The organism is Pseudomonas sp. AC169, assembly GCF_979258515.1.
On the sequence record NZ_OZ409866.1, the window covers coordinates 5,833,255 to 5,859,910 of the forward strand.

General features: G+C 53.3%; 24 protein-coding genes and 1 pseudogene. 16 read left to right on the forward strand and 9 right to left on the reverse strand.

All coding sequences use genetic code 11. From position 1 onward, the window contains the following. Nucleotides 1–96 precede the first annotated feature (96 nt). The 6 genes and pseudogenes from ACZZ0G_RS26030 to ACZZ0G_RS26055 form a co-directional block, all read left to right on the forward strand. The gene (locus ACZZ0G_RS26030) at nucleotides 97–414 is read left to right on the forward strand and encodes an antibiotic biosynthesis monooxygenase family protein (RefSeq protein ID WP_463558100.1); all 318 of its coding nucleotides are present in this window, start codon (nucleotides 97–99) and stop codon (nucleotides 412–414) included. Further along, nucleotides 404–688 (forward strand): LysR family transcriptional regulator, encoded by a 285-nt coding sequence (locus tag ACZZ0G_RS26035; RefSeq protein ID WP_463558101.1) that lies wholly within the window; start codon nucleotides 404–406, stop codon nucleotides 686–688. Before ACZZ0G_RS26030 ends, ACZZ0G_RS26035 begins: the two co-directional genes overlap by 11 nt. A gap of 344 nt (nucleotides 689–1,032) precedes the next feature. Then, nucleotides 1,033–4,239: an efflux RND transporter permease subunit gene (locus ACZZ0G_RS26040; protein WP_463558102.1), complete on the forward strand. Its 3,207-nt coding sequence runs from the start codon at nucleotides 1,033–1,035 to the stop codon at nucleotides 4,237–4,239. A 1-nt stretch (nucleotide 4,240) separates the two neighbouring features. Next, entirely contained in the window at nucleotides 4,241–5,395 is a 1,155-nt protein-coding gene (locus ACZZ0G_RS26045; protein WP_463558103.1) for an efflux RND transporter periplasmic adaptor subunit, read from the forward strand. Beyond that, entirely contained in the window at nucleotides 5,392–6,840 is a 1,449-nt protein-coding gene (locus ACZZ0G_RS26050) for an efflux transporter outer membrane subunit (protein WP_463558104.1), read from the forward strand. The genes ACZZ0G_RS26045 and ACZZ0G_RS26050 overlap by 4 nt, the downstream gene beginning before the upstream one ends. Nucleotides 6,841–6,889: 49 nt before the next feature. After that, nucleotides 6,890–7,105: pseudogene (locus ACZZ0G_RS26055) on the forward strand (hypothetical protein); the annotation flags it as partial. Nucleotides 7,106–7,315: 210 nt separating this feature from the next. On the opposite strand, the gene ACZZ0G_RS26060 reads toward ACZZ0G_RS26055, so the two are convergent. Further along, nucleotides 7,316–7,996, reverse strand: a complete 681-nt coding sequence (locus tag ACZZ0G_RS26060; RefSeq protein ID WP_463558105.1) for a GntR family transcriptional regulator — start codon at nucleotides 7,994–7,996, stop codon at nucleotides 7,316–7,318. A 155-nt stretch (nucleotides 7,997–8,151) separates the two neighbouring features. Here ACZZ0G_RS26060 and ACZZ0G_RS26065 point away from each other — a divergent pair, with 155 nt between their 5' ends. The 3 genes from ACZZ0G_RS26065 (at nucleotide 8,152) to ACZZ0G_RS26075 (ending at nucleotide 11,794) form a co-directional block, all read left to right on the forward strand. Continuing rightward, complete coding sequence (locus ACZZ0G_RS26065) at nucleotides 8,152–9,297, forward strand: mandelate racemase/muconate lactonizing enzyme family protein (RefSeq protein WP_463558106.1); 1,146 nt, start codon at nucleotides 8,152–8,154, stop codon at nucleotides 9,295–9,297. 156 nt (nucleotides 9,298–9,453) lie between these two features. After that, entirely contained in the window at nucleotides 9,454–10,755 is a 1,302-nt protein-coding gene (locus ACZZ0G_RS26070) for an MFS transporter (RefSeq protein ID WP_463558107.1), read from the forward strand. 52 nt (nucleotides 10,756–10,807) lie between these two features. Further along, complete coding sequence (locus tag ACZZ0G_RS26075) at nucleotides 10,808–11,794, forward strand: amidohydrolase family protein (protein ID WP_463558108.1); 987 nt, start codon at nucleotides 10,808–10,810, stop codon at nucleotides 11,792–11,794. 314 nt (nucleotides 11,795–12,108) lie between these two features. Here ACZZ0G_RS26075 and ACZZ0G_RS26080 read toward each other — a convergent pair whose 3' ends face one another. Both ACZZ0G_RS26080 and ACZZ0G_RS26085 read right to left on the reverse strand, forming a co-directional pair. Further along, complete coding sequence (locus tag ACZZ0G_RS26080; RefSeq protein ID WP_463558109.1) at nucleotides 12,109–12,813, reverse strand: helix-turn-helix transcriptional regulator; 705 nt, start codon at nucleotides 12,811–12,813, stop codon at nucleotides 12,109–12,111. A gap of 2 nt (nucleotides 12,814–12,815) precedes the next feature. After that, nucleotides 12,816–13,748, reverse strand: coding sequence for an NAD(P)-dependent alcohol dehydrogenase (locus tag ACZZ0G_RS26085; protein WP_463558110.1), 933 nt, complete (start codon nucleotides 13,746–13,748; stop codon nucleotides 12,816–12,818). A gap of 402 nt (nucleotides 13,749–14,150) precedes the next feature. Here ACZZ0G_RS26085 and ACZZ0G_RS26090 point away from each other — a divergent pair, with 402 nt between their 5' ends. From ACZZ0G_RS26090 to ACZZ0G_RS26100, 3 genes are read left to right on the forward strand one after another with little or no spacing between them, the layout of a single operon-like run. Further along, entirely contained in the window at nucleotides 14,151–14,849 is a 699-nt protein-coding gene (locus ACZZ0G_RS26090) for a type 1 glutamine amidotransferase domain-containing protein (protein WP_463558111.1), read from the forward strand. A 28-nt stretch (nucleotides 14,850–14,877) separates the two neighbouring features. After that, complete coding sequence (locus ACZZ0G_RS26095) at nucleotides 14,878–15,912, forward strand: amidohydrolase family protein (RefSeq protein WP_463558112.1); 1,035 nt, start codon at nucleotides 14,878–14,880, stop codon at nucleotides 15,910–15,912. A gap of 52 nt (nucleotides 15,913–15,964) precedes the next feature. Then, on the forward strand, nucleotides 15,965–16,351 hold the full coding sequence (locus ACZZ0G_RS26100; RefSeq protein ID WP_463558113.1) for a putative quinol monooxygenase: 387 nt from the start codon (nucleotides 15,965–15,967) through the stop codon (nucleotides 16,349–16,351). A gap of 75 nt (nucleotides 16,352–16,426) precedes the next feature. On the opposite strand, the gene ACZZ0G_RS26105 is transcribed toward ACZZ0G_RS26100, so the two are convergent. The 3 genes from ACZZ0G_RS26105 to ACZZ0G_RS26115 all read right to left on the reverse strand — a co-directional run bounded on the left by ACZZ0G_RS26105 (nucleotide 16,427) and on the right by ACZZ0G_RS26115 (nucleotide 18,448). Further along, the gene (locus tag ACZZ0G_RS26105) at nucleotides 16,427–17,476 is read right to left on the reverse strand and encodes an NAD(P)-dependent alcohol dehydrogenase (protein WP_463558114.1); all 1,050 of its coding nucleotides are present in this window, start codon (nucleotides 17,474–17,476) and stop codon (nucleotides 16,427–16,429) included. Nucleotides 17,477–17,548: 72 nt separating this feature from the next. Continuing rightward, nucleotides 17,549–17,848 carry a YciI family protein gene (locus ACZZ0G_RS26110; protein ID WP_463558115.1) on the reverse strand — a complete coding sequence of 100 codons (300 nt, stop codon included), beginning with the start codon at nucleotides 17,846–17,848 and terminating at the stop codon, nucleotides 17,549–17,551. A gap of 30 nt (nucleotides 17,849–17,878) precedes the next feature. Then, entirely contained in the window at nucleotides 17,879–18,448 is a 570-nt protein-coding gene (locus ACZZ0G_RS26115) for a flavodoxin family protein (protein WP_463558116.1), read from the reverse strand. A 189-nt stretch (nucleotides 18,449–18,637) separates the two neighbouring features. Here ACZZ0G_RS26115 and ACZZ0G_RS26120 point away from each other — a divergent pair, with 189 nt between their 5' ends. Beyond that, a complete protein-coding gene (locus tag ACZZ0G_RS26120) occupies nucleotides 18,638–19,558 on the forward strand; it encodes a LysR family transcriptional regulator (protein WP_463558117.1) in 921 nt (306 codons plus the stop codon). Between the two features lie 308 nt (nucleotides 19,559–19,866). Continuing rightward, nucleotides 19,867–20,604, forward strand: coding sequence for an SDR family oxidoreductase (locus ACZZ0G_RS26125; protein ID WP_463558118.1), 738 nt, complete (start codon nucleotides 19,867–19,869; stop codon nucleotides 20,602–20,604). An 80-nt stretch (nucleotides 20,605–20,684) separates the two neighbouring features. Here ACZZ0G_RS26125 and ACZZ0G_RS26130 read toward each other — a convergent pair whose 3' ends face one another. Continuing rightward, nucleotides 20,685–21,938, reverse strand: coding sequence for a Bcr/CflA family multidrug efflux MFS transporter (locus ACZZ0G_RS26130; protein ID WP_463558119.1), 1,254 nt, complete (start codon nucleotides 21,936–21,938; stop codon nucleotides 20,685–20,687). Between the two features lie 266 nt (nucleotides 21,939–22,204). On the opposite strand from ACZZ0G_RS26130, the gene ACZZ0G_RS26135 reads away from it, so the two are divergent. Both ACZZ0G_RS26135 and ACZZ0G_RS26140 read left to right on the forward strand, forming a co-directional pair. Continuing rightward, nucleotides 22,205–22,696, forward strand: a complete 492-nt coding sequence (locus ACZZ0G_RS26135) for a (R)-mandelonitrile lyase (protein WP_463558120.1) — start codon at nucleotides 22,205–22,207, stop codon at nucleotides 22,694–22,696. Then, nucleotides 22,693–23,481, forward strand: a complete 789-nt coding sequence (locus ACZZ0G_RS26140; RefSeq protein WP_463558121.1) for a carboxymuconolactone decarboxylase family protein — start codon at nucleotides 22,693–22,695, stop codon at nucleotides 23,479–23,481. Before ACZZ0G_RS26135 ends, ACZZ0G_RS26140 begins: the two co-directional genes overlap by 4 nt. Before the next feature lie 5 nt (nucleotides 23,482–23,486). On the opposite strand, the gene ACZZ0G_RS26145 is transcribed toward ACZZ0G_RS26140, so the two are convergent. Beyond that, nucleotides 23,487–24,401, reverse strand: coding sequence for a LysR family transcriptional regulator (locus tag ACZZ0G_RS26145; RefSeq protein ID WP_463558122.1), 915 nt, complete (start codon nucleotides 24,399–24,401; stop codon nucleotides 23,487–23,489). Between the two features lie 29 nt (nucleotides 24,402–24,430). Continuing rightward, on the reverse strand, nucleotides 24,431–26,641 hold the full coding sequence (paoC, locus tag ACZZ0G_RS26150) for an aldehyde oxidoreductase molybdenum-binding subunit PaoC (protein ID WP_463558123.1): 2,211 nt from the start codon (nucleotides 26,639–26,641) through the stop codon (nucleotides 24,431–24,433). Between the last annotated feature and the right edge of the window lie 15 nt (nucleotides 26,642–26,656).

Here is a 26,656-nt window from a genome sequence, read left to right on the forward strand (position 1 = left end):
ATTTGGCTTTTTATAGGTAGATCAGGGAGCAGATAAATATCTGAATCCTGAGAGCTTTATGAACCCAATAGTAGTAAAGATTGCAGGAGAAACTCCATGGGTATCAGGGCCGTTAATACGCTCGAAATAAGTTTTTTTGACGAAGCCGATCCAGGTTGTATTGAGCGCTTACGCGAATATGTTGATCAGTTAAAAAGCGACCCGGGATGCATTGGGATTTCTCTTGGCGAAAGTATTAGGAGCCCGCAAGTATGGATACTTTGTGGTTGCTGGGCCACAACTTCTGATATGACTGAGCACTTTTCGAGTCCGTCCATGACGTGTCTTGTTAACTTGTTAATTGAGTTTTGTGCAAATTTAAAGTTTTCTAGTTTTGCACCAGTTCTAGGTGGGAGTTCGCAAAGTGACGTTTGATGAGCGCCAATTTCAAGAGGTAGATCTAAATATTTTGCTGACTTTTTTGGTTGTCTATCGTGAGCAGAGCGTGACGAAGGCTGCACTACGCATGAATGTTAAGCAGCCTGCGGTAAGTAACACACTCGCAAAGTTACGGGTTAAATTTCATGATTCGTTATTTTTACGGCATGCCGGAGGTTTGACGCCTACATTGAAAGCTACTCAGGTTTTTGAAAGGCTGCACCCTGCATTCTTGGAAATTCAGAGGGTGCTTTTAGTGGTAACTAAATAGCGCTTCTTAACTGTCCAGTCTCACTAAAGACAGCTTCCCAACTATTTTATCTAACTGCCTTTATCTTCGCCTGCGCCGTAATGGAGTGAATTGTTGTGAGCCGAAAACAAAGTTGCAGTACTAAAGATTACAGCTCGCCGACGTGCTGAGAGCTTGATGCGACCACACTCTTATTGGCAGGAATTTATTATGAATATTGAGCAAAAAGGCACAGATCATCATGACTGCCGTGCAGTTCTTTGCGGTATGGGAAATGTCTCGGTATTGATAGACGATGATTGTGTTGCAGTATCGGCGAGCTTGCAGATTGCTAGTCACGGTCTGAAGAGTTACACGGAGGCACTGTGCTAATTGGTGCCGTTATCGTCGCACTGCGGCGACCCTATACCTTCGTTGTTTTAGCGCTGCTGATCCTGATTGGAGGGATTCTCGCGGCATTGCGTACGCCTACGGACATTTTCCCGGAAATCCGAATACCAGTCATCGCAGTAGCTTGGCAATACACCGGATTGCCGCCAGACGAGATGGCAGGTCGAATCTCGACTGTTTTCCAACGTGGGCTCACGTCCAATGTGAATGACATTGAACACATTGAGTCAAACACCTATCCCGGCATCAGCATCGTCAAAATTTTCTTTCAACCTGGGGTCAATATCGCGGTAGCAAATGCTCAGGTTACTGCGATCTCTCAAACGACTGTCCGGCAGATGCCGGTGGGGAGTCAGCCACCCCTGATCCTCAATTACAACGCCGCAACTGTTCCGATTCTGCAACTGGCATTGTCAGGGCAAGGGCTCTCGGAACAGTCGCTTTTCGACATTGCAACGAATGATGTGCGTACTCAACTCATTACAGTGCCTGGCGCGGTGGTCCCATGGCCATACGGTGGTAAACAGCGCCAGGTCCAGATTGATGTCAGACCGGAAGCGCTTCAGGCCCGAGGACTCTCAGCGCAGGATGTTGCGGCCGCATTGGCCGTGCACAACGTGCTCATCCCCGTCGGAACCCAGAAGATTGGGGGGTTGGAATACACGTTACAGCTCAATAGCGCACCAACGTTGATTGAGGATATCGGACGAATTCCGGTCAAGGTCGTCAACGGATCTACCATCTTCATGCGTGATGTCGCTGACGTGCGTGATGGTAGTGCCGTGCAAACAAACATAGTCCACGTCGACGGTGGACGCTCGGTCCTGCTCTCCGTACTGAAAAACGGGTCGGTATCGACGCTTGCCATCGTTGATGGCATACGCGAGAAACTTGACCAGATGCGCGGGGCGTTACCCGACTCCTTGCGGGTCTTGGCAATCAATGATCAGTCCGTTTTCGTTCGAGCTGCGATTAAAGGGGTGGCGCTCGAAGGCGCTATTGCAGCCGTACTGACCAGCATCATGATCCTGCTGTTTTTAGGGAGTTGGCGGTCGACGATTATCATCGCGGTTTCAATCCCTCTGTCGATCCTGGGCTCGATCCTGGCTCTGTCCGCGTTAGGGCAGACATTGAACCTCATGACGCTTGGCGGGTTGGCACTGGCTATTGGCATCTTGGTCGATGACGCCACGGTCACCATCGAAAACATTAACTGGCATCTAGAACAAGGAAAAGATGTGGAAACATCCATCCTTGATGGTGCTCGGCAGATCGTCACGCCAGCATTCGTTTCGCTCCTGTGCATATGCATAGCATTCGTACCGATGTTCTTCCTGGAGGGCGTATCGCGGTTCCTCTTCGTACCGATGGCATTGTCGGTAATCTTTGCAATGGTCTGCTCTTTTATACTGTCGCGTACTTTGGTGCCGACTATGGCCAAGTATCTGCTTAAGCCGCACGCAACGGACGAAGACCTGCACGCTGATACGAAAGTAGCGACAAAGTCGCGCAATCCACTGGTTCGACTTCAGCAAAATTTTGAAACTCAATTTGAACGCTTCCGTGGTGGCTATCGCGATCTTCTTGAGCGGGCGTTGTCTGCCCGGAAAGCCTTCCTCATTGGATTCTTAAGCGTGGTAGTGCTGTCCTTCGGACTGGTTCCTTTTCTCGGCGCTAATTTCTTTCCCACGGTCGACTCGGGGCAGGTTCTGATGCATGTGCGCCTTCCGGTAGGTACACAGGTAGAAGAAACCGCTGCGCGTTTTGCGCACATCGAACGAGCTGTTCGCGAAATCATTCCCTCCGGAGAAATCGAGACGCTGGTCGATAATATAGGCTTGCCGAACAGCCCTACCAACACGACCTACAACAACACTGGCGTAATGGGATCCCAAGATGGTGACTTCCAGATCGCATTGCGAGATGGGCATCGGCCCACAGCCGATTACGTGAGGCATTTGCGCGAGACCCTACCTCAGCGTTTTCCCGACGCGACATTTTCATTTCCACCTGCTGACATCGTCAGCCAAATCCTTAACTTCGGCGCGCCCGCACCCATTGATATCCAGGTCAGAGGATCGAACACGGACGCAAACTTCGGATATGCGCTGCATTTGCTCAAACGCATCCGTGCGATACCCGGTGTTGCAGATGCGCGTATCCAGCAGTCGAACAATGCACCTAAGTTCAACATTGATTTTGACCGGACACAGGGGGGCTTGCTTGGGCTCAATACACGCGATGTCGCCAACAGCCTGGTTATTAATTTTGCTGGGAGCAGCCAAGTCGCACCGACTTACTGGCTGAATCCCGCAAATGGTGTCAGCTATTCCATTGTGATGCAGACCCCTCAGTACGACCTCGATTCATTGGCCGCATTGTCGAATCTTCCCGTCGGTAACGGTGTTTCTCCTGCTGGTACGACGTTGGGAGGTGTCGCTCGTTTCGAGCGAACTGCCGGCAGCGCACTCGTGAGCCACTACAACATCCAGCCAATGGTGCAGATACATGCAGCCACGCAGGACAGAGACCTCGCTGCTGTTGCCGCCGATATCCGCAAGGTGCTTGCCGAGACGAACGCTGAGGTGCCCAAAGGCTCATCCGTGCATCTCCTTGGGCAGGTACAGACTATGGAAAAAGCGTTCTCCGGACTTCTATTCGGACTGATCGGCGCAATTGTCCTGATCTACTTGCTCATCGTGGTCAATTTCCAGTCCTGGCTGGATCCTGCGGTCATCGTGTCGGGTTTGTCCGCAGCGCTGGCGGGGATCGTGTGGATGCTGTTTGCCACTGACACCACGCTTTCCGTACCAGCGCTCACAGGGGCAATCATGTGCATGGGAGTGGCGACCGCCAACAGTGTTCTTGTCGTAAGTTTCGCCCGTGAGCAGCTCGAAATACTCAGAGACCCAGTAGCTGCCGCTCTGGAGGCTGGTTTCGTACGTTTTCGACCTGTGTTGATGACCGCGCTGGCGATGATTATCGGGATGTTGCCAATGGCGCTTGGCGTGGGCGAGGGCGGTGAGCAAAACGCGCCGCTGGGTCGCGCCGTCATTGGCGGCCTGATCTTCGCCACCATCGCCACCCTAATGTTTGTGCCTGTGCTGTTCAGCCTTGTGCATGAGCGCGTTTCCAATCGCGCCGAACTAGCCCAAGCGTTGCCCGCCTCTGGAGTTGCCTGATATGCGTAATGAACCCGTCCACCTCTTACGGCGCCCAGTTGCGCTGGCCCTGATCTGTCTCGCTCTCATCGTGGTTATTAGTGGCCTGTTTTTACGCTGGTCTCGCGCTGAGGCACTCGAAAGTCGAGCCCAAGACCAAAGCACCAGGTCTGTTGTATTGATTTCGCCTAAGCCCGTCCCTGCTTCAACAATTGAGCTGTCCGCGCGTATCGAAGCTTGGTCGCGAGCGCCTATTCATGCGCGAGTCAGTGGCTATCTCCAACGCTGGATGGTTGATATTGGTGACAAGGTAAAAGCAGGTCAGGTCTTGGCTGAGATCGAAACGCCAGATCTTGACCAGCAGATCCTTCAGGCTCGGGCAGAGCTGGTCCGAGCACGCAGTGATGCTGCGCTCGCTGAAACCACTGCGAAGCGCTGGCAGGCCCTACTCGCCAGTGATTCTGTCTCTCGTCAGGAAGCCGAGGAGCGCGCGGCGGACTTTCAGGCGAAAAAAGCAGAGGTGAGCGCACTGACAGCGAACGTCGAGCGTTTGCTGGCCCAGCAGCAATTCAAGCGCCTTGTCGCGCCATTTGATGGTGTCATCACCGCGCGCAATACCGATGTAGGGGCATTGATCAACGGAGGTATGAACTCCGGCAACGAGCTTTTTGTAGTGTCGGATACGCGTCGCCTACGAGTGTATGTGGATGTGCCGCAACGCCAGGTATCCGACATACAGGAAGGCAGTCGCGCACAGCTCAGTGTCCCGGAGCGGCCTGATCAGACATATTCCGCAACCGTGCAGTCGCTTGCCCAGGCCATCAATACAGGAACTGGTGCCATGAGAGTGCAGCTCACAGTGGATAATCCAAGCGGGGAGCTATTGCCGGGTGGCTTTGCACTAGTGCGATTCGACGGCCAGAGTAAGGTGGCACAGCAATTCGGCTTGCCTCCTAGCGCACTGATTCTCGGCAAGTCTGGCGTCCAAGTGGCGTCAGTCGGAAATGACGGACTTGCACAGTTGCGCCGAGTGACTATCGCCCGTGACTACGGAAATATCATTGAGTTGGCAGGCTTGCAGGAGTCCGATCATGTCATCAACAACCCACCGGACGGTATCGCCGATGGCGACCCGGTGCGTATCGCAGTAGCCGAATCTGAAGGAGCAAAACCATGAGAGGGCCTGCCGTCGTTGCTGCCCTCGCTATGCTGGTCGGATGTGCATCCGCTCCACAACCTCCATTGCCACAGGTGCCGATCACAGACGTTTATAAGGAAAACTCGAAGCGTTCCGCTACCACTTCGATTCCCTTGGCACAGGACAAATGGTGGTCTTTCTACACAGACCCTGAACTTGATCGGCTAGAGGTTCGCCTGGTCGAAAACAGTCCTGACCTTGGAAGCGCACTGGCGCGTTATCGGCAAGCTCGCGCCGCGACCGATAGCATTCGCTCCGCGCAAATGCCGTCTGTTGACGCGGGCGTTGCCGTGGCTCGCAATCGTCAATCGGAACGTCGGCCGTTGCGTGGTGAGTCATCTCCAGATAACTACAGTAGCGCCACATTGGCATTGAACCTTGATTACGAACTTGATCTCTGGGGACGTGTCAGCCAGCAAGTTGCCGCAGGTGTAGCCCAGGAACAGGCTGCGCAAGCAGATCTCGCGTCAGCACGTTTAGCGTTGCAAATTCAGCTGGCCGATACAGTGATTGCTTTGCGGGGCGCTGATAAGGAAATCGGCCTGCTGCAAGATACGGAGCATGCGTACTCGCGGGCAGCATCCATGGCTGCCGAGCGGCACCAGGGTGGCGTTGCATCCGGTCTGGATGTTGCCCGAGCGCAGGCGCAACTTGAAGCTGCGGGCTCGCAATTGCATCAGGTTCAGGCACAGCGGGCGGTACTTGAGCACGCCATTGCAGCCTTGGTAGGAGCGAGTGCTTCAAGCTTCACGATGGAGCCAAAACTGCTTGCCGATGAAGTCCCTGTGATTCCGTTGGGCATACCCTCCGACCTATTGCAACGTCGGCCTGACATCGCGGCCGCGCAACATAGAATTGCCGCAGCCAATGCCAACGTCGGCGTTGCCCGCAAGGCATATTTTCCATCCGTACGATTGAGCGCCTTAGGTGGGTATCAAAGCGATGACTTCGGTAATTTCCTCGCGGCCCCGAATATTTTATGGGCGGCTGGCCCCGGCGTACTGATAACCCTTTTTGATGGTGGCCGCCGCAAAGCTGAAATCGCCCGTACGGAAGCCGTGCTTGATCAAGAAGGGCATGTGTATCGAGGCGTAGTATTGACGGCTTTCCAGCAGGTTGAGGATCAGCTTTCGTCTCTAAACAGGTACGGCGAGGCGGCAAGCGACGAACAGCGAGCAGTAGTTGCGACCCAGCATGCTCTTGATCTGGCGAATAACCTCTATCGCGACGGCGCGGTGAGTTACATCGAGGTCGTTACTGCACAGACCGCGAATCTCCAATCGCGACGTAATGCCTTGGATTTGAACACCAGACAGCGCAGGGCAACGGTCCAGCTTATACGCGCGTTAGGTGGGGGTTGGTCGACGCAGACGCAACCTGATCCTGGTCGGGAGCCGAGTGTGAAACAACCAGAAAACGGGTGAACCATCAGGTGTCGGCAAGAGCTATTCAGCTGGAACGCCCAATGTCTGGTCGACCCCGGCTTTCGACGATGAACTTGGTTTGATTTACCTTCCGACCGGCAATGCCACTCCGGATTTTTGGAGTGGACACAGGACTTAAGCCGCTGATCGTTACTCTTCATTAATCGTAGCGCTGGATATCACCACTGGTCGTGAGCGTTGGCACTTGCAGACTGTGCGTCATGACCTATGGGATTACGATGTGCCATCGCAGCCAGCGCTGTAAGCGGTGCCTGACGGTCACGGCGGAACGCTCCAGCGTTGATTCAAAGGACCAAGCGCGGGGGATCTTTAGGCTCGATCGACGTAGCGGCACTCCGATTGCCAAAATCGAAGAGCGCCAAGTGCCGCAAGTAGGCGTTGCAAATGCGCGAACGCAACCGCCCTGCCTTCAGGCCAACCTGCATGAGCAGCCAGGGCCATCCGCTGGGCGGGGTCACTGTCGGACATTCAACTCCAGATAAAGATTTTTTGCAGGCTGGATATGGGCTTTGGACAGGTTCATCAAAGACTCCCTGTCTTGCCTTTCCAGCGCGTCGATCATCTCCTCGTGCTCTTCAGTCACTCGTGCCAACAGCTTGGAGTTGGAAATGCTAAAAGAGCGTATAGCGTGTGACTTCATCTGGAAAATCTCTATCGCTTCAACCAAATCCGGCACTTCACAAAAGCTGAAGAGCTTACGGTGAAAGGCTAAATTTTCCCTGAAAACCCTTTCCAACTCGCCTTGTTGAACCGCTTGACGATGTCTGGCTTGAATGTCTCGCAACGCTTGGATCGACTCATCCGGCACCGGAAAAGGGATGATTTCGAGCGCTTTCGTCTCTAGCAACTCCCGCACCATGTACAGGTCTTCGATTTCTTTAGCGTTGAAGTCTCGAACTACCGCACCTTTGTTTGGAGGGCGTAATACGACGCCCATGCTTTCTAATTCCAAGAGAGCCTGCCTCACAGCATTGCGTTTGGCGCCGAACCGCAGCATAAGCTCGCCTTCCACGAGCCGTTCGCGCGGCTTCAGACGACCCAGCGCAATATCTTGCTCCAGCTGCCTGGTAAGGGGGATCCAGCCGTCAAGTCCAGACGAGGGATCCACATCTTCCTCACGTTTAGAGTCAGTCAATTCCTAGCCCTCTCAAAATCCAGATCAATCGCAGTCGCCCAAAAAATAGCACATTTTTCGTCAATTCTGTTATTGATCAGATTATCGATAATACTGTTGACATCGACATTTTCTCGGAGCAGATTGAAGGCACAACAAACACAACGGAGGCACTCATGCCTAAGATCGCATCTATTTCTGTAACTGCGGCGCGCGTTCCGCTCGACAACGTTACCTATCTCTCAAGTCGCACGGTTGCTCACCGTGATTACGGACTGGTCAAGATTTGCTCTACTGACGGCATCGAAGGCATTGGCTTTTGTTATGTAGGTAATCGCGCAGGCGAAATTCTTCCTGTGATTATCGAACACCTCTTGGCACCTTTATTGATTGGCCGCGATTCGCTGGAAGTTGAAGGGTTGTGGAAAGAGATGTATCAAGAAGCGCTGCTTCAAGGCCGCGCTGGTACCGTGATGCGGGCTATCAGCATCCTAGATACGGCTTTGTGGGATTTGAACGCTCGTACAGTTGGCCTTCCACTTCACAAATATTTAGGCGCGGTGAACGCTGACAAAGTCCCTGCCTATGCGAGCGGTGGCTACTATGTCGACGGAAAGACGCCTGACGATTTGGCCGCTGAGATGGCTCACTATGTCTCCCTCGGTTTTAAAGCCGTCAAGATGAAAACCGGTCGAGGAACGCCTGCGCAAGAAGAAGACCGCCTGCGTGCGGTACGTGAGCGAGTCGGCTACGACATTGAAGTCATGCTTGACGCGAACAATGCCTGGAGTGACGTCACAGAAGCCTTGCAAACAGTTCGACGCTTTGAAAAATATGCTCCAAGCTTCATTGAAGAACCCTTTTCCCCTGACGACATTGATAGTCACGCTAGGCTGGCAAGGGCAACCTCAATTCCTGTAGCCACTGGTGAAATCGAAGCTGGCCGCTGGCGTCATAAGGAGCTTTTGGACAAAGGCGGAGCAGCAATTTTACAAACGGATGCGCTGGTATGTGGCGGCATCTCCGAGTGGCGTCGCATTGCAGCCATGGCCGCTGGTTATGGTGTACCTATGTATCCTCACTGGTTCCACGACCTGCACGCACCGCTGGTTGCGGCTACTCCGAATGCTCGTTTCGTGGAGTTCTTCTGGGACAACCAGGTTCTGAACTTCCGAGAGCTGATCGACCGTCAGCTTGATCATGAGAATGGCGACGTAATCCTGCACCAAACTCCAGGCTTAGGTTTTAACTTTGAAGAAAGCGTTGTTGCCAAACGCTCTTTGGTCAAAGGAGCTGAGGGGCCGTGGGTGGTTCTTGAGTAAGTTTTACTATTAGTGCGCTATGTTGGATGCATTGTATTCGCCTTGACGCACAGTTTACAAAATTCATCCAGTCGGCGGTAGCTCGCCAGGCTGGATGAATTAAGTTTACGCTGTAAAGCCCGAACAAAATAAACATAAATTAGTTTCGGAGTATATATGCAACAGCCCAACGAAAAATTAATCATGCGCAAGGTTTTCTGGCGCTTGATACCGCTCTTAATGATCCTATACATAATTTCCTACATCGACCGAATCAATGTTGGTTTTGCTGCACTCACTATGAATCAAGATATAGGACTTTCGTCTTATGCATATGGTTTGGGTGCAGGTATATTTTTTATAGGGTACTGCCTTTTTGAAATCCCCAGTAATTTGTGCGTAATGCGTTTCGGAGCCCGTCGTTGGATCGCCAGGATTCTCATAACCTGGGGCGTACTTTCTTGCGCAATGGCTTTGGTGCAGGGGCCCACCAGTTTCCTGATTCTCAGGTTTTTGCTTGGCGTTGCAGAGGCTGGCTTTTTCCCTGGAGTAATTCTCTACCTGACCTTCTGGTTCCCTTCTCATTACCGAGCCCGCATCATCGCAACGTTCAGCTTAGCGATTCCGTTAGCTATAGCGATCGGGGCTCCACTTTCGACCGCGCTGCTCCAGCTGGATGGTCTTCTGGGTATTAAAGGTTGGCAATGGCTTTTCATTATTGAAGGATTGCCGGCAGTCATTGGCACCTTTTTCGTACTACGATTCCTCACGGATCGCCCTGATCAAGCGACGTGGCTTGCGCCCGAGGAAAAAAACTGGCTCATAAACAAGCTAACTCAAGAGTCGAAGGCGAACGAGGGACACAGTGTTAGTGCGCTGAGACAGGCTTTTACCAATCCAGCAGTTTTAACGCTGGCCGCTATCTACTTTTGCGCCATCAGCGCGAATCTTGGTCTCTCCTTTTTCCTGCCGCAGATTCTCAAAAGCCAGGGATATGACACGCTGCACGTGGGCTTGATCACAGCTATACCGTACATCGCAGGTTGCGTTGGGATGATTGTAATTGGTCAGCTTTCTGACCGTTTTGCCGAGCGTCGTGGCTTTTTGGCTCTCACGATGTTGCTAGCTTCAAGCGGTCTCGCAATGGCCGGATACCTTGGGGCTTCCCCTTGGTCGATCGGGGCGTTGAGCATTGCTGCTATTGGTATTTTGGGATGCAAGGGGCCTTTCTGGGCGCTGCCTTCTATGCACATGAGTGGCAAAGCCATGGCCGGAGGCATCGCATTTATAAACGCAATCGGAAATCTGGGTGGCTTCGCAGGGCCTTACATCGTGGGCAGCCTCAAAAGTAATTCAGACGATTACGCTAGCGGTTTGTATGCACTAGCAGCTCTAAGTGCAATCGCAATGATGCTGACCATTATTTTTGTAAAAGCTCGAAACTTGCACACCTCTAGTGCTCAGCATCTTGCCGGCTGAAGCCTGGCGAAGCGTTGGTCGAGGATCATCAATTCCGCAACAGGAGAAGCACATGCTCACTCGCAGACAGGCATTGACGGGTGCTGTAGCGCTCGGAGTTTCTAGTGGATTGGCAGGGCAGTTCAGTTTCGGTCAGCTCTTGAGTACATCTTCACCGACCGTAAAAACCCCAGTTTCGTTTGCGGTGCCGGATGGCGCTTGTGATTGTCACGTGCATGTCCTTATGCCTGAGCGATTTCCATATTGGTCGGGCCGTAGCTATACGCCGCCAAGCGCAAGTCCTGATGAACTCATAACTTTCGAAAAGTCAATTCATATGAGCCGAGTCGTTATCGTCACACCAAGTGTTCTTGGCTCAGATAACAGTTCTACTATTTACGGAATAGAGCAGGTAGGCAGTAATCGGGCTCGAGGCGTTGCCGTAATAAGTCCTGACATGCCGGCTGCTGAGCTCAGAGGGTTGGCTGACAAAGGAATAGTCGGCGTACGCATTAACCTTGAAACGGCCGGAGTATTTGATCCAAAAGCCGCTGCTGAAAAGCTTGCGGCTACGGCACAGCAAATCGCTGGGCTACCTTGGCACATACAGATTTATGCCCGACTCTCCGTAATTGCAGCCTTGAAAGACGTACTTGCTACAGTTCCAGTATCTTTGGTTTTCGATCACTTTGCGGGAGTGAGAACTGCGATTGATGAACCTAATGGCGATTTCAGTGCAGTGCTTGATCTCGTTCGTTCCGGCAAAGCATACGTGAAAATTTCCGGGGCGTATCGGGCATCGGCTCAAGCAACTAACTACTCAGACCTGGTGCCTTTTGCCCAGTCACTCGTTGATGCCAACCCAGATCGAATTCTGTGGGGTAGCGACTGGCCGCATACAAACAGCGAACCAGTAAAAGGGCGTAAGCCATTTGACCCCGCTATCCCGTTGCCTATCGATGACGGGAATGTAGTCAACCAGCTTGTACGCTGGGCTCCTGACGAATCCTTGCGCCGGCGAATTCTTGTCGAAAATCCAAGCCGATTATATGGATTTTAAATGGCTTTTCTGAAGTCAATATAATTTTTCCGGCGCTTTGAGTTCAATTCAGATGACTGAAGGGCAAAGCGACATACGACTCCGATAATGTCGAATCCGGGCTGCCCAAATAATTTTTGTTTGAGCACAAAAGGGCCCTGGAGAGCCCTTTTTGCATTTTATTCGCGAGGTGCGGTTGAGTTGGCTCATTCTCGATTGGCGCAGGCGTTGGTCGACAAGGCCTAGATCTTGGTCAGTGAATAACAGAAAGATAAGGCTCTCGTCCAGATAGGTTGCCGCGCTCACGTTCGGCCGAACCGAGCCAGTTGCCCCCATTAGCAAACTTCACCACGTCCATTACAAGGTAAAATCCCCTGAACACGCCATTGTTTAATAAGTTGGCGCCGGTTACGAATATAGCGCTCGTCGAGTACCTCTAGCTGCGCAATGTCGTCCAAGGAAATCACTCTAAATTGATCGTCTGCCTCGCACCAAGCCGCTAGAAAGCGTTTTGAATCAATAAAGCCAAGCATAATCGGCCATATATATTGTTTGTCAGAAGGTGCATGGACAATCGACAAAGTGATCAAAAGTTTACGTTGTTCACGTAATGCAAACCGGATTTCACTTAGATCGATTGAAATGGAGGGGGGAGAGTGGGCGCCTACGTAGAATGTTTCATCTTCGAAGGTGTTACGCATATCCAAAGGCAAAACGGCGTTAATTTTGGCCAGCGCATTCTTCACAGCGAAAGCAAATTTATCGTCTGTCTGTCGACTGACCCACTGGGCTCCTACTACAAGCGCCTGTATTTCTTCTTCTGTGAACGACAGTGGGGGTAAAAGAAAGCCAGGCTTCAAAATATAACCGAGCCCTGGCTCACCGTCGATTTCCGCGCCCATCCCCTGTAGCGTCAAAACGTCGCGACGTATGGTGCGAAGTGACACCCCAAGCTCCTGAGCAAGCGTTCGCCCCGATACCGTTCTGCGATGTCGGCGGAGCACTTGCATTAGCTCAAACAACCGGTCACTTCTGGCCATGCCTATTCCATCTCAATAACGGCCTTGCCGCCGAGTTTTTGACCTTTTTCGAGCTCCCCGATCAGTTGAATTGCATCGATTAGGGAAACGGTTTTTCCTACCGGGATCCTGAAGATCCTTTCACTAGCAGCTTCTGCAAGCTTATCCAGAATGTCAGCGCGCGGCGACCCGATAATTGGTTTAAGTCTGCGATCAAAAATAGCTCGAATAAACTTGCCGAGATCTGGATTCAGATCTAGAAATACGCCTCCGGCTCGCAACATTGCAACGCCTGGCGAAACCGGTAGCGTCGCTGCAGTGTCGTAAACTACATCGAATCGGGTGGTGATACTCGATACCTGAGTGTTCCTGTAATCATAGACTGTCTGCATCCCTAGCGATTTTGCTCGCTGTATGTCCTTAGCGCTGCAGCTTCCCGAGACGACAGCGCCATGCATCAGCGCTATTTGAACGGCGGCTTCGCCGACAGCACCAGCACAACCGTTTACGAAGACATGCTGATCAGCTTGCAGCTTCGCTTTGTCTATTAGTCCGTTCCATGCGGTTATACCCGGTGTGCCCAGGCACGCGGCATCCTCGAAAGAAACATCATCAGGCTTATGTGCTAGGAATGCTTCTTTTGTGATGACGGCTTGGCCAAACGCACCGCTCTCCTTGAAGCGGGCAAGTCCGAAGACTGAATCGCCCACCTTTAGGCGGGTGACACCTGGGCCAACAGATACCACTGTGCCAGAGAAATCCATACCCATTGCGCGAGGGAATGTGTTGCCAGTGACGATCTTCATTTGCCCGGCGCGCAACTTCCAGTCAATGGGGTTTATCGCCGCAAATTTGACCCTTACTCCTACCTCACCTTTGCCTGGGGTAGGTAGGTTAAAGTCGGCAATCCGCATTACCTCCGGCCCGCCGTAGTTCTCGTACTGAATGCGTTTCATCATGCGTCTCCAAGCTCCAAAAGTGACTGAGGTAGTCACGGAGACGACTCTATAAGGCTATGTGGACAGTTTTTGTCACCATTCGATCGAGTTGCCAATTTTCTAGAGGCATTTTATGTCGAGATCACCTTCCAGTATTAATTACTGGTCTTTCAGATACACGGTGCGATTGGCTACTGACGCTCTACAGAGATAGGAGGATATTTCTCCAATACTGAATAGATTTCTATTTTAAGGTCATTCCTGGCGAATCGCAGAAATATGAGGCGCGGTAGGCTGCTCATAGTTTGAGATCGGGCTGGTCTATAAGTGGTTGCTACTTTATTTCAAATTGGTGCTCTGCGATGTCTAAGTGTCGAGCACTCCATCTATCCTCAATCTTGTTTCAAAGGTTTAGATAACATGAGCCATCAGGCATCAGAAGTAAAACCCGTACTTTTCGTGGTTACCAGTAATGCGGTGAAGGGAGAAACAGGTATTCCTACTGGCTTCAATTTGGCGGAGGTCACTCACCCACTGGAAAAGCTACAGGCGGCGGGTATTCGCGTTGAGCTTGCTTCCATCTTGGGAGGCGCTGCGCCTCTCGACGGCATGGAGGATATGGCCGATCCGGTAATTGCCCACTTTTGGGCGGATAGCGATTTTCGTCAGGCATTGGCCAATACCTTGAGAATCGATGAGATTGATCCCTCACACTATTCCGCCATCTTTTTCGCCGGTGGCCACGGCACTATGTGGGACTTTCCTGACAACATTTCCGTGCAAAGAGCAATTCGAGAGATTGATGCTGCAGGTGGAATCATTTCTGCGGTGTGTCATGGCCCGGCGGCCTTCGTCAATGCTCGCCGCACAGACGACACCCTCTTGGTTGCGGGCAAACACCTGGCTGCTTTTACCGACGAAGAGGAAGAGGAGGTGGAGTCCACTCACGTGGTTCCTTTCTTGCTCGCTTCTACGCTCACATCGCGCGGGGCGCTTCATCAACACGCAGCTAACTGGGCAGATAATGTCGTTGTTGACGGTCGATTTATCACTGGTCAGAACCCGCAGTCTGCTTCGAGCCTGGGAGAAGCGCTAAGAGACGCATTGCTGGCGTCATAGGCATTAACTTCGGACAGAGGACAGGGCTATGAAGCTGATTTGTGTAGAAGAACACGTTCTAGATCCAGCAACAGGTGCTGCCTGCCAGGCGCTTGTCGGTGCAGAGGCTCCTTATCTTTCGGGTTGGGGCAGCCGAGTTGTGGATGGCGTAAACTCAGGCACTGATACAAGTCGGCCTCATGTAATTGCACCTGCTGAATCAGCGCGCAAAGGGCTAGACATGGGAGCATCAAGGCTTGCCGACATGAATGCCGCAGGCATCGGTATGCAAGTGCTCTCCTATGGCGGCTTCCCTCAAATGCTATCAGCGGAAAAGGCTGTTGATGTGTGCCGTGCCGCGAACGATAAACTGGCCGAGGCGGCGCATGCCAATCCCACTCGCTTTTCAGGCTTTGCCACACTTCCTTGGCAGGCTCCAGAGGCGGCAGCGATTGAGCTGGAGAGGGCGGTTACGCAGTTGGGCCTCAAAGGCGCATTGATTAACGGTCGACCTGGCGAACCCTTCCTGGACGCCCCGCAATATGCACCGATACTGAGTGCTCTCAATGAATTGAATGTTGCGTTGTATGTGCATCCAGGTTTGCCTCTGCCCGCCGTACAGGCGCCGTACTATGGTGGCTTTGATCGTGAGCTGAGTGCTCGGCTTTCCATGTTCGCGTGGGGTTGGCACAACGAAGCGGGGATCCAAGTAATCCGTATGCTCTTGGCGGGTGTATTTGACCGCTATCCCTCACTGCAAGTCATCAGTGGTCACTGGGGGGAAATGGTGCCCTTTTTCCTGCAGCGCTTGGAGGATTCGATTCCACAGGAAGCCTCGGGGCTTAACCGCCCAATCGTTCAGACCTATCGTGAACATGTCTATGTTTCGCCCAGCGGTATGCTCACCCTGCCGCATTTTCAGTTTGTGTACTCGTTGATGGGGGCAGAGCGCATCCTCTATTCCATCGATTACCCTTACCAGAGTTTGGACGGCGCCCGCGCATTTATTGAGAACCTGCCAATCAGCGAGACGGAGAAAGCGCTGATCGCCCACGGCAATGCCGAGAAGCTATTCAGGCTTTGAATCTGGGATTGTCGATGCGTAAGCCCGCGCCAGAAATCATCGAGGTTTTAAGATGTCTGCCAAACCTGATGCCACAGAACTAATGGCTCAAGCTGAACCTGGTCACAAGGGATGTGCGCCCCTTATTCGTATTGCCAAGATCCAGGTAGACCAAAAGCAGTTGGAGCAATACCGGGATGCCTCCAAGCGCATTGTGGAAGAGTTGGTAGCCCAAGAGCCTGGCGTTCTGGCTTTTTACGCATTGGAGCGTAGCGATGTGTCAGGCAGCTTCTTCGTTGTCGAAATTTATCGCGATAATGAGGCGTATAAGGCACATCTTGAGACGGAGTCGTTCAGACACTACAAAGCGGAGGTCGCAGGTATCGTCCAGTCTCTAGAGTTGATCGACCTAGACGTTGTAGCGCTTGCAACGAAGCCATTCCGCCTGGATTCAATCTGACGAGGCGGCCGCTGTCGGCCGCACCGTGTCTTAGCTACCTGGGGACGCGCTTGGCATCTCCCAGGAGCATCTGCGTTAGATTTTCAAGGATGCCATGTCTATGACGAAGCGGTATTTTACATCGCTCCGCGACATCCGATCGTAGGCCTCATTTATCTTTTGAATCGGGATTACTTCGATGTCAGAGACGATCCCTTTCTCGCCGCAGAAATCCAGCATTTGCTGCGTTTCTTTCAGCCCTCCGATAAAGGAGCCGGTGACAGCCTTGCGGCCGCTGACCAGCATGCCCGCGTTGACCGCTGTAGAAAGTTGGCCCATGTAGCCCACAAGAACCAATACGCCTTCTAACGCAAGGGTGGGTAGGTACGGATTAATGTCGTGATCGTAGGGCACGGTATCGATGATCACATCGAATTGGCCCTTCACTGCGCTCATCTGTTCTGGATCGCTCGACACCACCACATGATCGGCGCCCAATCGAAATGCATCCTCTGATTTGCCCTCAGTTCGAGTGAACAGACTGACATCTGCACCCAATGCCTTTGCCAGCTTCAAGGCCATGTGACCAAGCCCGCCAAGGCCAATAACCGCGACCTTGCTGCCGGCGCCAACATTCCAGTGCAGCAGTGGTGACCATGTAGTGACCCCCGCACACAATAGGGGGGCAGCACCAGCAGGGTCGAGTCCGGCGGGTACGGATAGCACGAACGCTTCCCGGACTACGATGGATTGAGAATAACCACCAAAGGTAACACTGCCGTCGCGTCTGTCTTTACTGTTGTAGGTAAAGGTCGATCCCTCCAGGCAGTTCTGTTCCCACCCGTGTTGACACGGCTGGCATTGCTGGCAAGAGTCAACCATACAGCCTACGCCGACTAACTGGCCCACTTGGAAGCGTGATACCTGTGCTCCAACTTGCCGCACTCTGCCGATGATCTCGTGTCCTGGGATGATCGGATACGTTGTATAGCCTCCATGGTTACGAGCAAGGTGCAAGTCTGTGTGGCAGACGCCGCAATACAATATGTCGATGACGATATCGTCATCTCGTGTTTCGCGCCTTGTAAATGAAAACGGCTCGAGTGAGGCCGTTGCCGAGTGCGCTGCGAAGCCCAATACTTTCATGCTGATGATCCTGTTAAAGCGCTTGGTGCTCCATCTATGTGGCAGAGGGTTTCAAGCGCAGTTGAGAGATAATCAATCGTTCTCGGAGGAAAACAGCGATTCCCAGTTTGTAAATGGCCCCAATGGGATTACTTCCCAACCAATCAAACCAGCTAATGTAAGAGGGAACTCGGCAAGAGACTTTCTGGCTGCCTCAACAGAATCAAACTCGGCGATGATGGCAACGCCTGGCCGGTCTTGACGGAAGTAGATGTCGCGGATCGCACCTTCCTTGTACAGTTTCCAGCTATGACGGACTTCATCCTTCATGTGTGGCTCATACTGAGCAAAGGTGGCGCCGGGCTGAGGAATGTCTAAGCAAAGCAGCTTCATGAGATGTCTCCTTAATTGATGGTATGAGCGTCAAACTGGTAAGAATCGAGCCGCGACTTGAGCCACGCGACGCCCAAAGTATTCGGCTGTGCGCAAGTCGCTGTCTGGCGGCGAGACTTCTGGGGCCTCGTCAGTGTTTGCTTGCGTCATCACCCCTAGCCAACTTCCTAGACGGTTCAGATCGGTGGCTGATCCAGTGCTACTGCTGTTGCCGGGCATCAAGTCGAGTCCGACCCAAATCATTCCGTGCTGTGCTGCGAACAAGGCCATCGACATAAGGGAGTTCAGTTTGTCTCCGTGTTGGGCACCGGAGTTCGTGAAGCCGGCTGCGATCTTGTTGCGCCACTTCTGTTGAGTCCAGGCTGCCTTGGTGGAGTCTTCGAAAAACTGCTTCAGCTTTGCGCTGATAAGACTGTTGTACGTAGGCGAGCCGAAAATAATCGCATCGCTATTCTCAAGGCGCTCCCAATCCGTGAGTCCATCATTGACGCAAATAGCCTTTACATCGGTTCCTGCAACCTCAGACGCACCTTGAGCTAAATACTTAGCAACGCGTTCGGTGTGTCCATAGCCACTGTCATATACGATTGTAATAATCATCTGCCGCCCTTGATTGCACGACGCGCCTGGCGCAGCAACGTGATACCGGCACGCAGCACATTAGATTTTAAAAGCATTTCTTGCTCATCTCCTACTTACTATAAAGTAGAATTTTGATACTCATTGGTGGCGGTTGGTCTCATTAGTGGTTCCAAAAATTCTACAGTTTCGAAGTTTTGAGGACGTGCTATGCGGGATATGTTCGATGGTGTGCAACTGTTTGTTGAGGTGGTGGAGTCGGGTGGCTTTGCCAAGGCTGGCGAGCGTTTATCACTCACGCGTTCGGCAGTGGGAAAGTCAATCGCGCGTCTGGAGGAGCGGTTGGGTGTCCAGCTTTTTAAGCGCACGACAAGGACACAATGCATTACTGAAGACGGTCAGCAATATTATGAGCGTTGTCTGCGAGCTGTTGAGGAGCTCCGCGCCGGCGAGATCATGCTGGAGACAGGGCGCCGTGAAGTGGTCGGAAGGTTGCGCGTTTCGCTTCCCGTACTATTTGGTAGGTACTGCGTTGCGCCGATTCTGCTCAGGTTTGCTCGCGAGCATCCTGGCTTGGAGATCGAACTCGGTTTTAGCGATCGTCAGATAGATTTAGTATCTGACGGGTTCGACCTCGCTGTGCGCAGTGGCTCTTTAGGGAATGGGGCCACCCTGCGCGCACGCCGACTGGTCAGCCAACCCAAGTTATTGTGTGCTTCTCCTTCATACCTTAATCAACATGGGACGCCGGACTCATTGATAGATCTGTCGAGTCATCAGCTACTGCCTTACTGCCGCAACGGTCAGGCGATGCCTTGGCGGCTCCCTGGGGAAAATGGTGTGATAGTCGAGGTTCCTGTGTCTTCCCGAATTCGATTGGATGACCTCGAGATGGTCACCCATGCGGCCGTTGCAGACATGGGTATTGCGTGGCTTCCGTACTGGTTGATTCGGGAACGTATTCAACGCGGTGAGTTAATCGAGATTTGGGGTGAGCGACCTCGTGCGGCGATGGAATGTAATGTTGTATGGCCTGACGCCCAGCACCTTCCATTACGATCACGCCTGGCTATTGACTTGCTGGCAGCCGAGCTGCCAAAAATCCTGGAGAGTCAGGCGCCGGAGAACTAGGTCACACTGCACGTACGTGACCTGGGGCGCGCTGATCACTCTTGAGCGAAATGCGGATCGAATTTCACGATGCTCGATATTTTCAGCTGTGTTGAACAGCACGGGTTGTGATCCGCATAAAAGCTTGGTAGAAATTGTCAGTCGAAAGAGTGCAGGCCGGATGGTAGCCCGGTCATCGTTCCCCGGAACGCCAACTCCTCCCGAAAGGGTATCCGCGACACCTTGCCCGGCATGCCGGTTGCGAAGGTGTGCCTGCGGATTCTCTCCTATTGCAGCGCACCTTCTTATTAAAAGTAGGACAAGCGCTCATGAAACTTGATGGCAATACAATCCTGATCACTGGCGGTGCCACCGGCATCGGCTTCTCCCTCGCCAAACGCTTCGCCGAAAACAATACGGTGATCATTTGCGGCCGCAATGAGGCCATGTTGCAACGGGCTAAAGATGATGCTTCAGCGTTAATCACCTATGCATGCGATGTGGCCGACGTTGACAGTCGCCGTGCGATGGTTAAATGGCTTAAATCCAACTATCCATACCTCAACGTTGTGATCAACAATGCAGGTGTTCAGCGCCAACGTGACTTCAACAGCGACCCACATATGGATTCGCTTGATGCAGAGGTCGCCGTTAACTTCACAGCGCCTATCCATCTGATAGCAGAGCTGCTGCCGAGCCTCAAACAGCAACACAATGCTTACATTCTAAACATCAGCTCGGGTCTGGCGTACTCGCCTATGGCTGACGTACCGGTGTACTGCGCAACCAAGGCGGCTATTCACTCTTTCACGCTGAGCCTGAGGCACCAAATGAAGTTTTCTAACATCCGCGTCATTGAAATTGCTCCGCCATTGGTCAATACCGCGCTCGGTGGCGGTACTCGCAGTGCCGGTGCAGCCAGCCATATGATGATGTCGGCCGATGATTTCGTCAGTGAAACCTTTGCCCAGCTCGCAGCAGGTAAAGATGAGATTCTGGTGGGGGTTTCGGTAAAAACGCGTCAAATGGGAGACGCCATGTTCGAGCTTATGAATACGCGTAATTGAACCCAGTCTATGAACTGCCCTTCGGGGCAGTTCTTCTCATGTGGATTTACTATCCAGTCAGGGAAGGTTTGATAATCAGCTTAGTCAAAGCGCCAGGTTCGGGTTCTTGACACCCAGAATGCGCAAAGCAAACAACCTGTACCGCAGACGGCCAGTACAGAGCCCAACGGTAGAGGCGTGCCATTGGCAAAAGCCGCCACTGCTGCTGATCCGAGCATGGCACAGCCGTATTGCAATGCTCCAATCAAGGCAGATGCGGAGCCACTGGCGTCTGGAAAGCAATTCAGGGCGCCCGCTACCGAGTTGGCCAACACCATCCCTGTCGCTGCAACGAAGAGCAGGCAAGCGAAGATCATCCACGGCAGCCCACCCCAATTTGCCCAAGTATTTACCACCAGTATCATACCGGCGCAGGCTGACAGTGACGCCCCTATCAGCATCATCGTTTCGGTGTCATAGCGCTTCAGGAGCCTCGCGTTTACTTGGGCGGTGACCATCATGCCGATAATCCCTGCCGCAAATAGCAGACCGTAAAATTGCGGTGAAACGTGGTAGTAAGTTATGTACGCAAAGGGTGAGGCGGCGATGTAAGCAAATGTTCCGGCGTAAAAAAATGCGCCGGCTGCTGTGTAGCCCAAGAAGCGACTATTACGAAAGAAACTGCCATATCGTTTGATAATTTGCTTGAGCGACGCAGGGCTGCGTCGCTGATGTGGCAGGGTTTCCGGCAGCTTGTAGAGGCTGATCAACGTCACCACGGCGATGAACACCAGGCTCCAGAAAATGGCTTGCCATGAGCCGAACCGTAAAATTTGCCCACCCACTGTCGGCCCCGCGAGCGGGGCTATGGCCATGATCGTCATGAGCGTAGACATTTTCTGAGCCGCTTTGCGGCCTTGATAAAGGTCTCGCACCATCGCGCGCGCCAACACGACGTTTGCGCATGCCCCCAGCGCTTGCACGACGCGCCAGATAATAATCTGGGTGCCATCCGTGGCCAGTGCGCAACCTGCCGAGCCAATGATGAAAAGTAGCAGGCCGATGGCAACGGGAAGTTTTCGTCCGAAGCGATCACTGATTGGCCCCCAAAACAGTTGCCCCGTGCTGAACCCGATGAGGTAGCCCGTGACGGTAAACTGCAGAGTACCTCCACTTACGTTTAGTGCCTTTGCCATTTCCGGCATGGCTGGCAGGTATAAGTCGGTGGAGATGGAGGCGAACGCCATCAACAGACTCAGAATCAACAAGATACGCAGACCGTGATCCTGATGTGTCTCCGAATCTTGTGATTGCAGTTGCTCGGGCTTTTGGTAGGTTACGTCCAGTTGATTCATGGAGAAAAATTAGAGCTCCCACTCAGGTGCTTAGGTTGGATGTCCAGCCTAATGCGAAGGCTGCCAGAAAAAAATAAGGCCGATCAGGATGTACCACTGAGCTGTGCTCATGAATTAGAACCATGCTTAAGGAACAGTTTGGATGAGAGTGCACGGGCGTATTGTTGAGTGTTGCTCATCGGTTCATAAACCCAACAGCCGGTAGTTGGACGTAGAGACATCCATTAGGTTGGTCGCAACTCTATTCATTCAGCAAGGAGCTACCGATGCGCCCAAGAGTTGCCATGCCAGGAGTCGCCCTATTGGCCACCATGGCATTTAATGCATGCGCTGCTGATGCCCCCTCTGAACAATTCATGACTATTGTGAGAAATGGTGAGCAGGCATCAGTAATCGGAGCTTCCACAAATTTCGTGGGCAATGCACGCATTGAGCCTCTCTTTGCCGCACCGACTCCATCGAAAGTCTCGGCAGGGTATGTGACCTTTGAACCAGGGGCGCGCTCGATGTGGCATACCCATCCGCTTGGACAGATGTTGGTGGTCACGATGGGCACCGGATGGGTTCAACAAGAGGGAGCCCAGAAACTGGTCATCAAGCCTGGAGACGTAATTTGGACTCCTCCAGGCGTCAAGCATTGGCACGGTGCGACGAGCACGACCGGCGTAACTCACATGGCCATTCAAGAGGCGCTTGACGGCAAAAATGTTGAGTGGCTTGAGCTTGTCACCGAAGCCCAGTACGGCGCTTCATTATGATTATTCGCACATTTGTAGCAGCAATATTAGCGATGTGTTTGTCTGCATGCGCCACCCCTCAGGGGGCGCCGACCGAGGAAACTTCTAACATGCCTACTTCAGCCGATATACGCGCCACATCTCCGATAATGGCTCACAACGCGGACAACCTTCTTCTTGGTGAGGTTTGGAAACGCTCGGAGTTGTCTGCTCGCGACCGGAGCCTGGCGACGGTAGCCGTCCTGATTGCAAGAGGTCAGACAGCCGAGTTGGCCGCTCACTTAGATCTTGCATTGAAGAATGGAGTGACGCCTTTGGAGCTATCCGAAGCAATCAACCATCTCGCGTTTTATTCAGGTTGGGGCAACGCCGCTGGAGCAGCGCCGATTGCCAAAGAGGTGTTTAGCAAGCACGGCATAACCTCTGACCAACTGGCGCCGGTGTCGCCCGTGCTACTGCCTATCGATCACGCTGCCGAAGACGCACGCGTCGCGGCCGTCGACAAATCTGTTGGCCCGGTTTTGCCTGGGTTAGTGAAATTCACCACCAGTGCGTTATTCAACGATCTGTGGCTGCGGCCGGGCCTTGCGCCCAGAGACCGTAGTCTGATTACTGTTACGACGTTAGTGGCAAACGGTCAGGTTGCGCAGATCGGTTACCACCTCAATCGTGCAATGGACAATGGCCTGACGCAGACTGAGGCTTCCGAGTTGCTTTCACATCTGGCGTTCTATGCTGGCTGGCCTAACGCCTTCTCAGCTGTGCCGGTATTTAGCGATGTCTTCACGAAGCGGCAGGCGAGCTGAAATCGCTAGGGGAGTGGCCCCATCGGTTCGAGTTCGCGGATAAGGTCAATCAATAGGCGAATGCCTACGGGAACCTGTCTGAAGCTTGAGTAATAGATGTGAAAGCCGGGGTCATGATGAGTCCAGTCCTCCAAGACTCGTCGCAGGGAGCCTTCCGCGATCTGTCGTTCGACTACCTTCGCAGGCACATACATCAAGCCGGCGCCGCGCATTGCCATCGCTACACCGACCCGGGTCTCATCGATAGTGATGGCGCCCGGCGCGTCTATCTCCATCTGTTGACCCTCTTTCGAGAATTGCCACTGGTAGATACGTGCATTCCCCAGACGCACGCGTAAACAACGATGTTGGCACAGATCTTCCGGATGTAGTGGCGTACCGAATCGCTCAAGGTAGTCAGGCGCTCCAACGACGGCCCATGCCACGTCGGGAGAGAGTCGTTGAGCGATCATGTCTTCGGGCACCGTCCCGCCGAAACGAATCCCTGCATCATGGCCATCGCCGATAACGTCGACCATTCGGTTAGTCACGGTGAGGTCAACCTCGATGTCCGGATAGCGATCAATGAAAACCGGGAGAACAGGGCCGAGCAGCAGTTTTGCACCGTCGCTCAACACGTTTAGTCGGATACGCCCGGCGGGCTCATCGCGCAGCCGATTCAGTGTCTCCAGCGCCTGCCCGATATCATTTACGGGAGTGCTGATGAGGCTTTGCAGCTCCTCGCCAGCCGCCGTGAGTGTCACGCTTCGGGTGGTGCGATTGAGCAGTCGAACGCCAAGCCGTGTCTCCAGACCTTTCATGGCATGGCTCAGCGCAGACGCGCTGATGCCCACGTCTAGCCCCGCCTTTCTGAAGCTTTGATGCCGAGCGATGGCAAGGAAATAAACAATATCTGCCAGGTTCGTGCGGCTCAGTTGCATTGATGACTCCGAAGCAAAAAGCGGTAAGGTCAGCCCACAGCGGGCAAGTGGTCAATCAACTTGTCGAGCGTAATGGGGTAATCACGAACCCTAATGCCGGTGGCGTTATAAACAGCGTTGGCAATCGCCGCTGCCGCTCCTGAAATACCGAGTTCGCCGACACCCTTGGCCTTCAGCGGTGTCGCATAGGAGTCTGCTTCATCAAGGAAAATCACCTCCTGATGGGGAATGTCGGCATGCACCGGCACTTCGTAGCCAGCCAGATCGTGATTAACAAAAAAGCCCAAGCGATGATCGACAACCATTTCTTCCATCAGCGCAGCACCTGCGCCCATGGTCATGCCCCCGATTATCTGACTGCGTGCTGTTTTCGGGTTAAGTATTCTGCCTGCTGCGCAGACCGCCAACTGCCGGCGAAGGCGAATTTCGCCGGTGGCGGCGTTTACACCCACCTCGACGAAGTGTGCGCCAAAGGTTTGCTGAGCATACTGCTTGGCCAGGTCGCCGAACTCCATGACGTCTTCGGCCACCAGATCACCGTGTTCTGTCGCCTGTACCAGGGGCAGATTTTTCGAACCTTCACGAACGTGGCCATCGATAAACTCCGCTTTTGTCGGGTCCAGGCCCAACTTCGTAGCGATGGCCTCCCTGAGTTTCACACAAGCAGCATAGACGCCTGCAGTGGACGAGGCTGCACCCCATTGGCCACCTGAACCCGACGATTCCGGGAACCGTGAGTCGCCCAGGTAGACGTTCACCTTGTCCATGTCCACGCCCATCATCTCCGCAGCCGTTTGAGCAATGATTGTGTAAGAGCCGGTGCCAATATCGGTCATGTCGGTTTCGACGGTAACCATGCCTTTGCGATCAAGCCGTACGCGAGCAGCTGACTTCGTCGTGGGTGCGCCTCGAATTGCGGACGCCATCCCCAACCCGATCCACCAACCGTCACGCAATTCTTTAGCCGGATGGGTATTACGTCGGGCCCAGCCGAAATGATCGGCTCCCGTATTCAAGCATTCGACTAACTGGCGCTGAGAGAACCGGCGATCCGGCTGCTCCGGGTCTACCTGGGTGTCGTTGATGACGCGAAACTTCACAGGATCCATCCCCAGCTTCTCAGCCAGTTCGTCCATGGCAATTTCCAGAGCCATCATGCCTGGTGCTTCACCAGGCGCGCGCATGGCGCTACCTTCAGCAAGGTCAAGTTCGGCAAGATACAAGCGTGTCATGCGGTTTGCGCCGGCATACAAGGTTCGGGTGGATGCGGTGGCGGCTTCAGTGCGACCACCGCGCAGATTGCCCGACCAGCTCTCGTGGCCGATGGCCGTGAGGGTGCCGTCCGGATTTGCACCGAGCCGGATTCTTTGAATCGTCGCGGGTCTATGGGTCAGGTTGTTGAACATGAGCGGGCGGGGGAGTGCGACTTTCACCGGGCGCCCGGCCGCTCTAGCGGCAAGAGACGCCAATACGGCGTCGCACAGGATTGTGCCTTTTCCACCAAAGCCGCCGCCGATGTAGGGCGAGATGAGGTGAATGTTGTCTTTGGATATACCCAGTATTTTTGCCAGATCTCTGACACCCCAGTTCATCTGCTGAATGGATGTCCATAACGTCAGTTTGTCTCCCTGCCATTGAGCGATAGTGGCATGGGGTTCCATCATCGCGTGGGCATGATCCGGGGTAGTGTAATGATCGTCGAGGGTGACCGCTGCCAGCTTGAACGCGCCTTCGAAATCCCCGATCGCGGTGTGCGGAGGAGGGCCGAACGCACCCGGCGCGGGTGTCTTGGCTGACGCTCTCTGTGCTGCGAGGTCGTAGGCCCCAGGCTCTCTTACGTAGTAGACCCGAAGCAGAGCCGAAGCAGCCCTGGCTTGTTCAAACGTCTGTGCGACGATAATGGCTACAGCCTGGTGATAGTGATCGATCTTTGGGCCGGCAAGTGCGCGGTCAACGTAAAATTCGCCCCTGTCCAGTTGACCCGCATTCTCATGGGTGACGATTGTAATCACGCCGCTGGCTTGGCGTGCTTCGCTCGAATCAATTGAGGAAATTCGGCCTTTGCCGATTGCTGAACCGACGACATAGCCGTAGGCGGGGGGACTGACAGCGGCCTGTTGTTCGTAAGCATAGGTCGCCGTGCCGGTTGTTTTCAGTTTGCCTTCAACTCGATCTTTGGGTTGACCAATCACTTTCATTTGATCGATGGGATTGGTGCTCGCAGGCGTATCAAACTTCATGAGGCTTACTCCTGG

Excerpts from the sequence above, each read along its gene's own strand:
- ACZZ0G_RS26030 (WP_463558100.1), top strand. The coding sequence starts at position 97 with ATGGGTATCAGGGCCGTTAATACGCTCGAAATAAGTTTTTTTGACGAA.
- ACZZ0G_RS26045 (WP_463558103.1), top strand. The coding sequence starts at position 4,241 with ATGCGTAATGAACCCGTCCACCTCTTACGGCGCCCAGTTGCGCTGGCC.
- ACZZ0G_RS26050 (WP_463558104.1), top strand. The coding sequence starts at position 5,392 with ATGAGAGGGCCTGCCGTCGTTGCTGCCCTCGCTATGCTGGTCGGATGT.
- ACZZ0G_RS26065 (WP_463558106.1), top strand. The coding sequence starts at position 8,152 with ATGCCTAAGATCGCATCTATTTCTGTAACTGCGGCGCGCGTTCCGCTC.
- ACZZ0G_RS26070 (WP_463558107.1), top strand. The coding sequence starts at position 9,454 with ATGCAACAGCCCAACGAAAAATTAATCATGCGCAAGGTTTTCTGGCGC.
- ACZZ0G_RS26075 (WP_463558108.1), top strand. The coding sequence starts at position 10,808 with ATGCTCACTCGCAGACAGGCATTGACGGGTGCTGTAGCGCTCGGAGTT.
- ACZZ0G_RS26080 (WP_463558109.1), bottom strand. The coding sequence starts at position 12,813 with ATGGCCAGAAGTGACCGGTTGTTTGAGCTAATGCAAGTGCTCCGCCGA.
- ACZZ0G_RS26085 (WP_463558110.1), bottom strand. The coding sequence starts at position 13,748 with ATGAAACGCATTCAGTACGAGAACTACGGCGGGCCGGAGGTAATGCGG.
- ACZZ0G_RS26090 (WP_463558111.1), top strand. The coding sequence starts at position 14,151 with ATGAGCCATCAGGCATCAGAAGTAAAACCCGTACTTTTCGTGGTTACC.
- ACZZ0G_RS26095 (WP_463558112.1), top strand. The coding sequence starts at position 14,878 with ATGAAGCTGATTTGTGTAGAAGAACACGTTCTAGATCCAGCAACAGGT.
- ACZZ0G_RS26100 (WP_463558113.1), top strand. The coding sequence starts at position 15,965 with ATGTCTGCCAAACCTGATGCCACAGAACTAATGGCTCAAGCTGAACCT.
- ACZZ0G_RS26105 (WP_463558114.1), bottom strand. The coding sequence starts at position 17,476 with ATGAAAGTATTGGGCTTCGCAGCGCACTCGGCAACGGCCTCACTCGAG.
- ACZZ0G_RS26110 (WP_463558115.1), bottom strand. The coding sequence starts at position 17,848 with ATGAAGCTGCTTTGCTTAGACATTCCTCAGCCCGGCGCCACCTTTGCT.
- ACZZ0G_RS26115 (WP_463558116.1), bottom strand. The coding sequence starts at position 18,448 with ATGATTATTACAATCGTATATGACAGTGGCTATGGACACACCGAACGC.
- ACZZ0G_RS26120 (WP_463558117.1), top strand. The coding sequence starts at position 18,638 with ATGCGGGATATGTTCGATGGTGTGCAACTGTTTGTTGAGGTGGTGGAG.
- ACZZ0G_RS26125 (WP_463558118.1), top strand. The coding sequence starts at position 19,867 with ATGAAACTTGATGGCAATACAATCCTGATCACTGGCGGTGCCACCGGC.
- ACZZ0G_RS26130 (WP_463558119.1), bottom strand. The coding sequence starts at position 21,938 with ATGAATCAACTGGACGTAACCTACCAAAAGCCCGAGCAACTGCAATCA.
- ACZZ0G_RS26135 (WP_463558120.1), top strand. The coding sequence starts at position 22,205 with ATGCGCCCAAGAGTTGCCATGCCAGGAGTCGCCCTATTGGCCACCATG.
- ACZZ0G_RS26140 (WP_463558121.1), top strand. The coding sequence starts at position 22,693 with ATGATTATTCGCACATTTGTAGCAGCAATATTAGCGATGTGTTTGTCT.
- ACZZ0G_RS26145 (WP_463558122.1), bottom strand. The coding sequence starts at position 24,401 with ATGCAACTGAGCCGCACGAACCTGGCAGATATTGTTTATTTCCTTGCC.
- paoC (WP_463558123.1), bottom strand. The coding sequence starts at position 26,641 with ATGAAGTTTGATACGCCTGCGAGCACCAATCCCATCGATCAAATGAAA.